Here is a 9,811-nt window from a genome sequence, read left to right as displayed (position 1 = left end):
CTGGGCCGCGCCATCGCCCTGCGGCTGGCCCGGGAGGGCTACGCCGTGGCGGCCCTCGACCTGCCGGGCGCCGGCCTCGACCGCACCTCCGCCGAGCTCGGCGAGGCCGGCGCGGCGGCCCTGCCCGTCCCCGTCGACCTCCGCGACGCAGCCGCCACCGTCGCCGCGCTGGAGCGTGTCGAGTCCGAGCTGTCGCCGCTCGGCGCGCTGGTCAACAACGCGGCCGTCTACCCCAGCCGTCCCTTCCTCGAGATCCCGCTGGACGAGTACGACGACGTGGTCGCGGTGAACCAGCGCGGCTACTTCGTCACCGCCCAGGCCGCGGCCCGGCTGATGCGCCCCCGCGGGCAGGGCGCCATCGTCAACGTCGCCTCGATCACCTGGCACGGCGGTTGGACCGACCTGGCCAGCTACGTCAGCACCAAGGGCGCCGCGGTCTCGCTGACCCGGGCCCTGGCCCGCGAGCTCGGCCCGGACGGGCTGCGCGTCAACGCGGTCTCCCCCGGCGCCTTCCCCACCGCCGCGGAGGAGATCCACGAGGACCCCGGGCGCTACCAGCAGTTCGTGCTCGACCACCAGGCCCTCAAACGTCGGGGCACGCCCGACGAGCTGGCGGCCGTGGTGGCCTTCCTGCTCGGTCCGGACGCCTCGTTCCTGACCGGGCAGACCCTCAACGTCGACGGCGGATGGATCATGCAGTGAGCGACCACACCCCCACCCCGCCCGTCGGCCGCCGGGTGCGCACGCCCTCGGGGTCCCTCACCGTGCCCGAGCTGCGGCGGCGCACCGGTGACCTGGCCGCCGTCGCCGGCGCCCGGCAGGTCGTCCTCGGCGACGGCGTCGAGCGCGGGGTGCGTGCCGTCGAGCTGCGCAGCGCCGCCGGGCTGGAGGTGGAGGTGCTGGTGGACCGCGCGCTCGACCTCGGCAGCGCCCGCTTCCGCGGCGTCCCCTTCGGCTGGCGCTCGGGCAACGGCTTCCGCCACCCCGGTCTGCACGAGAACGACGACGAGGACGGGCTGTCCTGGCTGCGGTCGCTGGACGGCCTGCTGGTCACGGCCGGGCTCGACCACACCCTCTTCGGCGGCGAGGTCGACGCCAGCCAGTACCGCTACCCGCCGAAGCCCACCGTGCGGCACGGTCTGCACGGGCGGCTCACCGGCATCCCCGGACGGCTGGTCGAGGTCAGCGAGGACTGGGACGTGGGTCTGCTGCGGGTGCGCGGCGAGGTCGTCCAGGCCACCTCCTTCGGTGAGCACCTCCGGCTGCGGCGCACGGTCGAGATGGACGTCGACGGCACCGAGCTGCGGCTGCACGACGTCGTCGACAACCTCGGCTTCGAGCCCACTCCGCACATGTACCTCTACCACCTCAACCTCGGGTGGCCGCTGGTCGAGGAGGGCACCGAGGTGCTGACCAGCTCCACCGGGCACCGGTGGGCCTCGGACTCGGTCGCCGAGCAAGGGCTGTCCCCCACGGTGCTGGCCGCACCGGGCCGGGGTCTGGTGGAGCAGGTGTGGGAGCACGAGCTGGTCCCGGGCCCCGACGGCCGGCACCGGGTGGCGCTGGTCGCAGCCGACGGCGCCAGCGGGGTCGAGGTGAGCTGGGAGGCCGCGTCGATGCCCTGCTTCTTCGAGTGGCTCAACCTGCGCGAGGGCCAGTACGCCGTCGGGCTGGAGCCCTCCACCCACCACGTGCAGGGCGACGAGGCGGCACGGCAGGACGGTTCGATGACCTGGCTGGAGCACGGCGAGAGCCGCAGCTACCAGACGACGATCCGGCTCCTCACCGACGCCGCCAAGACCGCCGCCGTCCGCCAGGCCATCACCCGCGCCGGCACCGCCGGCCCCCAGCACCCAGAGGACGACCGATGACCGCCACCGAGGCCCCCGCCCAGATCCTGTCCGGCTACCGCGTGCTCGACTGCTCGATCGCGATGGCGGGCCCCTTCGCGGCGCAGCGTCTCGGCGACCTCGGTGCCGACGTAGTGAAGGTCGAGCCGACCGGCGGTGAGTGGCAGCGCCACGCGCCCGCCGGCGGGGCGGTCGGCAACCGCGTGAACGTCTCGTTCCTGTCGCTGAACCGCAACAAGCGCTCGATCGCGGTCGACCTGAAGAACCCCGAGGGCAAGGAGCTGCTGGTCGAGCTGGTCCGCGGCGCCGACGTCTTCCTGCAGAACTACCGTCCCGGGGTGGCGCAGCGCCTGGGAGTGGACTACGAGACCCTCGCGGCGATCAACCCGAGGCTGGTCTACGTGTCGATCTCCGGCTACGGCGAGGACGGGCCCTACCGCGACCGGCCCGGCCAGGACCTGCTGCTGCAGGCGATGAGCGGGGCGATGCTCTCCACCGGCCGGGCCGGGGAAGCGCCGCAGGCCGCCGGGCAGTACCTGGTGGACGCGGTCACCGCCAGCACCGCCTTCGAGGGGGTGCTGGCCGCGCTGCTGCACCGCGAGCGGACCGGTGAGGGCCAGCTGGTCACGGTCAACATGCTGGATGCCATCACCACCCTGCAGATGCAGGAGCTCTCCGTCTTCACCGTGGGCGGCGTGCCGCAGCGGCGCGGCAGCCAGCCGAACGCCCACGTCTACATCCGCTCCCCCTACGGCACGTTCGCCACGACCGACGGCTACCTCGCCCTGGCGATGCCGTCGCTGCGCACGCTGGGTGAGGTGATCGGGGCGCCCGAGCTGTGCGCGATGGATGACGAGGTGCACGGCTGGAGCCACCGGGACGAGGTGTTCGCCGCCACCGCCGACCGGTTGCGCACCCGCAGCACCGAGGAGTGGCTGGCCGACTTCGCCGCGCACGGCATCTGGGCGGCCCCGGTCTACGACTACGCGCGGCTGGTCGAGGACCCGCAGGTCGTGCACAACGGCACCTTCGTCGAGTACGACCACCCGACCGAGGGCCGGGTCAAGGTGCCGGGCTTCCCCTACCGCTTCGCCCGGACGCCGGCCCGCATCGAACGGGGTGCCCCGCTGACCGGCCAGCACACCCGCGAGCTGCTGCTCGAGCTCGGGCTGACGCCGGACCAGGTCGAGGACGCGCTGCGCCGCGGGGTGGTCGCGGCCGAGGAGCTGGAGCCGGTGACCAGCCGGTGAGCGGGCCGCTGACCTACCACGGTCTCACCTGGGACCACCCGCGGGGCCGGGACGCGCTGGTCGAGGCGGCCCGCCGGCTGGAGCGGGACGGTGCCGGGATCCGGATCCGCTGGGAGACCCAACCCCTGGAGGGCTTCGAGTCGACGCCGGTCGCCCAGCTGGCCGCGGACCACGACCTGCTGGTGCTGGACCACCCGCACCTGGGCGAGGCGGTCGCCGCGGGGCACCTGCTCCCGCTCGACCCGTTGCTGCCCGCCGGCGTCCTCGCCGCGCTGGAACGGGAGGTGGTCGGGCCCAGCCTCGCGTCCTACCGCCTCGACGGGTCGCTCTGGGCGCTGCCGCTGGACGCCGCCACCCAAGTCCTCGCCTGCCGACCGGACCGCGTCGAGCAGCCACCCGGCACCTGGGAGGAGGTGCTGCGGCTGGCCCGGCGGATGCCGGTCGCGCCCGCCCTGGCTGGTCCGCACGCCCTGCTGGGCTTCGCCGCCCTCTGCGTCGCGCTGGGCCGTCCGCCGGCCACCGACCCCGACCGCTTCGTGGAGCCCGGGGCCGGTGCCGAGGCGTTCGCCGTCCTGCAGGAGCTCGCCCGCACCGCCCCGGCCGGCACCTCCGAGCAGAACCCGATCGCCCTGCTGGAGCGGATGGACCGCGGCGGCGACCTGGCCTGCGTGCCGCTGGTGTACGGCTACGTCGGCTACTCCGGGCCCGGTCACCACGTCCGCTACGCCGACGCCCCCACCGCCTACCCGGGCGGACCGGTCGGCTCCACGCTGGGCGGCACCGGGGTGGCCCTCACCGGCCGGACGGCGTCCACCCCGGACCTGCTGGAGCACCTGACCGCCCTGGTCTCGGAGCCGTGGCAGCGTGGTCTGGTTCCCGACCACAGCGGGCAGCCCAGCCTCCGGGCCGCCTGGGACGACCCCCGTCTGGACGCCGCCACCGACGGCTTCTACCGGCGCACCCGCCGCACGATGGACCACGCCTGGGTGCGACCTCGCCACCGCGGGTGGATCGGGTTCCAGGACGCCGGCTCGGCCCTGCTGCGCGATGCCCTCACCACCCCTGGCACCGACGCCGCGGCGACCCTCACCCGGCTCGACGCCCTCTACCGCCAGCACCTGCCCACACCCCAGGAGACCGCACGATGACCGCTCTCGCCCCCCGGCTGCGCACCGAGGAGGTCCTGCTCGAGGTCGAGCAGGCCGTCGCCACGGTGGTGATCAACCGCCCCGCCAAGCTCAACGCCGTCACCCCGGCGATGGCCGCCGACCTGGTCACCGCGGTGGAGTGGGCCAACGACTGCGACGACGTCCGGGCCGTGGTGCTCACCGGGGCGGGCACGCGGGCCTTCAGCGCCGGATCCGACATCTCCCAGCTGGACGCCTACGCCACCCCCTGGGAGTTCCGCAACCGCTCGGACTACTGCGACGCGGTGCGGGCCCTGCGCAAGCCGGTGGTGGCCGCGGTCAACGGCTACGCCTTCGGCGGCGGTCTGGAGACGGCGCTGAGCTGCGACATCCGGCTCGCGTCGAGCCAGGCCACCTTCGCCGCACCGGAGATCAAGCTGGGCTGGGTGGGCGGCGGTGGCATGTCGACCCTGCTCGCCACCTCGATCGGGGCCAGCAACGCCGCCTGGATGCTGATGACCGGCGATCCGGTCGACGCCGAGCGGGCCCTGGCCTGGGGGCTGGTCACCGAGGTGGTCGAGCCCGAGCAGCTGCTCGACCGTGCCCAGCAGCTGGCCGCCACCATCGCCTCCCGGCCCCCGATCGCCGCCGAGACCGCCAAGGCCAACCTGCGAGCCGCGTTCTCGATGCCGCAGGACCAGGCCATCGCCTACGAGCGCGACCTGCAGACCGTCTGCTTCGCCACCGAGGACGCCGCCGAGGGCCGCCGGGCCTTCGCCGAGCGCCGCCCCGCCGTGTTCCACCGCCGCTGAGGAGATGCGATGCCGACCAGCAGGACCGTGACCGCGCAGCCGGCCCGGGCGGTGCCCGGCGACCACCGCGCGGTCCGGACCCGACCGTGACCACCACCCCCCGCCGCCGCGCGACCGGGACGGCGACGCTGGCCGACGTCGCCGCCGCTGCCGGGGTGTCGGCCCAGACCGTCTCCCGGGCGGTGCGCACGCCCGAGCTGGTCTCCACCGCGACCCTGGACCGCGTCCGGGAGGCCATCCGCAGCACCGGCTACGTGCCCAACCTCGCCGCCAGCAACCTCGCCTCGAACCGGAGCATGGTCGTCGCGGTGGTGCTCCCGTCCATCTCGGCCTCGGTCTTCGGCGACGCGGTGGCGGCCCTGGAGGAGGTGCTCAGCGTCGCGGGCTACCAGCTGCTGATCGGCAGCACCGGCTACTCCGCCGAGCGGGAGGAGGAGGTGGTCCGCGCGCTGCTGGGGCGGCGTCCCGACGGGTTCTTCGTGGTCGGCACCACCCACACCGAGGCGACGTCGCGGTTGCTGCGCAGCGCGGGCGTCCCGGTGGTGGAGACCTGGGACCTCACCGACGACCCGGTGGACAGCCTGGTCGGCTACTCCAACGCCGACGCCGTGGCCGAGCTGCTGGAGGTGCTGGTGCGCCGTGGCTACCGCCACCCCACCTTCGCCGGCGCGATGCGACCGGGCGACTCCCGGGCCCGGGAGCGCCGGCGGAGCTTCGAGGCGACGGTGCCCCGGCTGCTGGGCGAGGAGCCGGTGCGGATGGTCGACTCCGGCGACTCCGCGATCAGCCACGAGGTCGGCCGGCAGCTGCTGCAGACCGTGCTCCGCCGCCACCCCGAGACCGACGTGCTGCTGTTCTCCAGCGACGTCTTCGCCACCGGGGCGCTGCTGGACTGCCACCGTCGCGGCATCGACGTGCCGGGCCGGCTGGGCATCACCGGGTTCGGCGACTTCGAGATCGGCCAGCACCTCGTCCCGCGGCTGACGACGGTCGCGGTGCACCCGGGCGAGCTGGGCCGGCGCGCCGGGGAGGTCCTGCTCGAGAGCATGGCCGCTCCGGGCTGGGAGCCCCGGCGTCTCGACCTCGGCTACTCGGTGATCGTGCGGGAGAGCGCCTGACGGGCTGACCGGTCGGCAGGGTGGTCAGCCGGTCGGAGCCGTCGCGTCCGCCGTGGCGGTGAGCCGGTGCGCGGCGGCGGCGATGCGCTCGTCGGTCGCGGTGAGCGCGATCCGGACGTGCTGGCCGGTCACCTCGGGCTCGCCGTAGAAGTCGCCCGGGGCGACGAGGATGCCGAGGTCGGCGAGCCGGTCCACCGTGGTGCGGGCGTCCTCGCCGCGGGTGGCCCACAGGTAGAGCCCGGCGGTGGAGTGGTCGAGCCGGTAGCCGGCCGCCTCCAGCGCGGGACGCAGCAGGGCGCGGCGACGCCGGTAGCGCTCGCGCTGGGCCGTGATCTCCTCGTCGTCGTCCAGCAGCGCGGTCATCGCCGCCTGCACCGGGGCGGGCATGATCATGCCGAGGTGCTTCCGGACGGCCAGCAGCCCGGCGACCAGGGCGGCGTCACCGGCCACGAACCCGGCCCGGTAGCCGGCCAGGTTCGAGCGCTTGGACAGCGAGTGCAGCGCGAGCAGGCCGTCGGAGGAGCCACCGGACACCGCCGGGTCGAGCACCGAGACCGGCTCAGCCTCCCAGCCCAGCTCGCCGTAGCACTCGTCGGAGGCCAGCACGGCACCGTGCTCGCGGCACCAGCGCACCCAGGCCCGCAGCCGGTCGGCGCCGAGCACCTCACCGGTGGGGTTGGACGGGGAGTTCACCCAGACCAGCCGGACGCGCCCCAGCCCCGGGTCGAGGTCGTCGGGGTCGTCGGCGGCCACCGCCCGGGCACCGGCCACCAGGGCACCGACCCGGTAGGTCGGATAGGCCGCCCGCGGGAACACCACGACGTCGTCGGCACCCAGGCCGAGCAGGGTGGGCAGCCAGCCGACCAGCTCCTTGGTGCCGATCACCGGCAGGCAGGCGTCGGGGGTCAGGTCGACCGCGCCCCACCGGCGGGTCAGCCAGGCGGCCATCGCCCGCCGCAGCTCCGGCGTACCCGCGGTCTGCGGGTAGCCCGGGGCGTCGGCGGCCGCGGCCAGCACCCGCTGCGCGAGCTGCGGCGTCGGGTCCACCGGGGTGCCGACGGAGAGGTCGACCAGCCCGTCCGGGTGGGCCCGGGCGCGCTGGGCGGCCTCCGCCAGGGTGTCCCAGGGGAAGTCGGGCAGGGCGCCGTTCACGCGTCAGCCGGCCCGAGGCCCTTCGACAGGCTCAGGGCCCTGGGGCCCGTCCCTGCCGATGCGTCGGTCACTCGTCATGCTCCTGCGGCGGGAGGGCCTTGATCAGCTCGTGGTCCTTGTCGATCGGGCCCATCTTGGCCGCACCACCGGGCATGCCGAGACCGTCGAAGAACTTGACGTTGGCGTCGTAGTACTCCTGCCACTCCTCGGGGACGTCGTCCTCGTAGAAGATGGCCTCGACCGGGCAGACCGGCTCGCAGGCGCCGCAGTCGACGCACTCCTCGGGGTGGATGTACAGCATCCGGTTGCCCTCGTAGATGCAGTCCACGGGACACTCCTCGACGCAGGCCCGGTCCTTGAGGTCCACACAGGGCTGCGCGATGACGTACGTCACGTTCCTTCTCCTTAGCTGTGCGTGCTCTCGGCCGTCCTCGCCCGCGGGCGGGAGACCTGGTCCAGTATGTCGGCTCGACCTCCGCCTCGCAGCGAAGGGTCACCTGCTGTCACTCGCACTTGATCTCGTCGCCGGGGCTGTAGCGCCAGAAGTAGTTCTCACGCTTGACCTCCTTGCCGTCCTTGATGAAGGCCCGGTAGTAGGTCGCGTCGAAGCCCTGGATGGGGGCCTGGTACTCGCAGCTCGGCCCGCTCTTGGTCAGCTCGCGGCCGCTGGTGAAGTTGGTCTTCTCCGCATCCGGGCTGCGCACCTCGTCCCAGACCTTGGTCGACCAGATCTTCACCGTCAGCGAGCCCTTGCTGCCCGGTGCGCTCTTCTTGCGGTCGGCCTCGATGATGACGCCGTAGGAGGTGTTGTTCTTGAACTGCAGGTCGAGCGAGCCGTAGTAGACGGTGGCCTCGCGCCCGGCCGGGTAGCGGTCGAAGTAGAGCGTGTGCGGGTGGTGCTCGACGTCCTCCAGGCCGGCGAAGAAGGCGGCGTTGAAGATGGTGGTGGCCGCCTGGGACACCCCGCCGCCGGACTCCTTCTTCAGCACCCCGCCCTGGATGACGTAGCCGTCGACGAAGCCGTTGGCCGCGGTCCGCTCCCCCACCACGTCGTTCATCGAGAAGGTCTCGCCCGGGGCGAGCCAGTGGTTGTCGACCCGTTCGGCCACCTCGCCGAGGTTGGTGTTGCGGTAGTCGGCGTGGTCGTAGCTGGTGGTGAACTGCCCGACCACCTCGGTGACCTGCGCCTTCTTCGCCTCATCGGTGGTGAAGTCGGCCTTGTCGGGGGTCAGCTCGACGCTGGTGGTGCGGTCTCCGCCCTGGCGGGTGAGCACCGGCTCGACCGCGGCGAGCAGCTTCTCCGCGTCGACGGTGGTGCCGTCGACGGCCTCGACCAGCTGGGGTCGCCCGCCCCGCAGCGTCCAGTAGGCGTCCCGGGGCTCGGTGATGTCGAGCTCGTCGATCGCCTTCTCGCTGCCCTCGCGGAGCTTCTCGGCGTCGTAGCGGGCGACGTAGGTGCCGTCGGCGATCTCGAAGGTGGTGGCACCGGCGATGGCCTCGGGGCTGACCTCGAACTCCCCGGCGTCGCCGGCCCGGACCGTGACGTCGTCGCTGACGGCCGGCTCGGCGACCTTCTCGGCCACCTGCTCGGCCTCCTCGGTGGTGACCTCCGGCGGCGTCACCGTGGCGGCGGCCGCGACGGCGGTGCCCCGGAGATAGGTCTGGCTGAGCGCGGTGGCGGTGGCCTCCCGGTCGATGGTGATCCCGGAGCTGCCCTTCCCGACCTCCACGGCCGTCCCGTCGTAGCCGAGGGTGGCGTTCTTCGGCTCGCCCTCCACGGCCTCGGCGTAGGCGTCCACCGCCTGGGTGAGCGCCTCCTCGTCGACGGTGGCCAGCGGGCGCTGGGCGCCGCCGCCGGTGAGCACCTGCCAGATGTGCAGCGGGTTCCACGAGCGTCCGGCCCCGGCCGCCTCGACCGAGGCCTCGGCGTCCAGCGCCAGACCCGCCTCGGCCGGCACGATCTCGCGGGTGGCCCCGTCGGCCGACACCGTCAGTGGCGCGCCCGCCTCGTCGGCGAGCTCGCGCTGCAGGGTGCTGACCGCCTCGGCCCGGCTCAGGCCGCCGATCGCGACCCCCGCCACGGTGGCGTTGCGCGGGACCCGGTCACCGGCGAGCAGGTACCCGGCGACGTAGATCCCGCCGAGGACCAGCAGCACCGTGGCGACCGCCACCACGGGGACGAGGGCGCGGCTGCGCCGGGGCCGGGAGGAGTCGGTGCTGGTCAATGCGATGAGCCTCGTGGGTCGGTGGCGTGCCGCGGCGCGCCCGGACGTGGACTGGTCGATGGTACGTCACGCCCTCCGTCGGCACCGGTTGCGCGGCCCCACCCCGTCGCGCCGGTCAGGTCGAGGAAGCGGCGGCGGTGGTAGACGAGGGCGGGCGCGTCGGTCTCGGTGCCGGCGGTGGCCAGCACCCGGCCGAGCACCAGGGAGTGGTCCCCGGCCGGGGTGACGTGCTCGGTGCGGCACTCCAGCCAGGTCAGCGCGCCGTCGAGGACGGGCG

Annotated in this window: 10 protein-coding genes; 6 read left to right on the top strand and 4 right to left on the bottom strand. The window is 74.0% G+C overall.

Going from position 1 to position 9,811, the window contains the following annotated elements:
- The 6 genes from DVA66_RS12525 to DVA66_RS12500 all read left to right on the top strand — a co-directional run.
- On the top strand, positions 1–702 hold a 702-nt coding region (locus tag DVA66_RS12525; RefSeq protein ID WP_157973979.1), incomplete at its 5' end, for an SDR family NAD(P)-dependent oxidoreductase.
- On the top strand, positions 699–1,871 hold the full coding sequence (locus DVA66_RS12520) for an aldose 1-epimerase family protein (protein ID WP_198671718.1): 1,173 nt from the start codon (positions 699–701) through the stop codon (positions 1,869–1,871). The genes DVA66_RS12525 and DVA66_RS12520, both read left to right, overlap by 4 nt.
- Complete coding sequence (locus DVA66_RS12515; RefSeq protein WP_114560389.1) at positions 1,868–3,100, top strand: CaiB/BaiF CoA transferase family protein; 1,233 nt, start codon at positions 1,868–1,870, stop codon at positions 3,098–3,100. Before DVA66_RS12520 ends, DVA66_RS12515 begins: the two co-directional genes overlap by 4 nt.
- Entirely contained in the window at positions 3,097–4,248 is a 1,152-nt protein-coding gene (locus tag DVA66_RS12510) for an ABC transporter substrate-binding protein (protein ID WP_114560388.1), read from the top strand. Before DVA66_RS12515 ends, DVA66_RS12510 begins: the two co-directional genes overlap by 4 nt.
- Positions 4,245–5,039: an enoyl-CoA hydratase/isomerase family protein gene (locus tag DVA66_RS12505; protein WP_114560387.1), complete on the top strand. Its 795-nt coding sequence runs from the start codon at positions 4,245–4,247 to the stop codon at positions 5,037–5,039. The genes DVA66_RS12510 and DVA66_RS12505 overlap by 4 nt, the downstream gene beginning before the upstream one ends.
- A gap of 86 nt (positions 5,040–5,125) precedes the next feature.
- Positions 5,126–6,157: a LacI family DNA-binding transcriptional regulator gene (locus DVA66_RS12500; protein WP_114560386.1), complete on the top strand. Its 1,032-nt coding sequence runs from the start codon at positions 5,126–5,128 to the stop codon at positions 6,155–6,157.
- A gap of 24 nt (positions 6,158–6,181) precedes the next feature.
- On the opposite strand, the gene dapC is transcribed toward DVA66_RS12500, so the two are convergent.
- The 4 genes from dapC to DVA66_RS12480 all read right to left on the bottom strand — a co-directional run.
- Positions 6,182–7,309: a succinyldiaminopimelate transaminase gene (gene dapC / locus DVA66_RS12495; protein ID WP_114560385.1), complete on the bottom strand. Its 1,128-nt coding sequence runs from the start codon at positions 7,307–7,309 to the stop codon at positions 6,182–6,184.
- 67 nt (positions 7,310–7,376) lie between these two features.
- Positions 7,377–7,703, bottom strand: a complete 327-nt coding sequence (gene fdxA / locus DVA66_RS12490; protein WP_114127587.1) for a ferredoxin — start codon at positions 7,701–7,703, stop codon at positions 7,377–7,379.
- 109 nt (positions 7,704–7,812) lie between these two features.
- Entirely contained in the window at positions 7,813–9,534 is a 1,722-nt protein-coding gene (locus DVA66_RS12485; RefSeq protein ID WP_114560384.1) for a VanW family protein, read from the bottom strand.
- On the bottom strand, positions 9,531–9,811 hold a 281-nt coding region (locus DVA66_RS12480), incomplete at its 5' end, for a flavin reductase family protein (RefSeq protein WP_198671717.1). The genes DVA66_RS12485 and DVA66_RS12480, both read right to left, overlap by 4 nt.

This window comes from Desertihabitans aurantiacus (assembly GCF_003344635.1).
In the GTDB taxonomy this organism is placed as follows: domain Bacteria; phylum Actinomycetota; class Actinomycetes; order Propionibacteriales; family Propionibacteriaceae; genus Desertihabitans; species Desertihabitans aurantiacus.
The sequence above is the reverse complement of the archived record's forward strand: the minus strand, read 5'-3'. Positions and strand labels throughout refer to the sequence as shown.

What these genes read in the sequence shown, in the direction of transcription:
- DVA66_RS12515 (WP_114560389.1), top strand. Translation starts at nt 1,868, where the DNA reads ATGACCGCCACCGAGGCCCCCGCCCAGATCCTGTCCGGCTACCGCGTG.
- DVA66_RS12505 (WP_114560387.1), top strand. Translation starts at nt 4,245, where the DNA reads ATGACCGCTCTCGCCCCCCGGCTGCGCACCGAGGAGGTCCTGCTCGAG.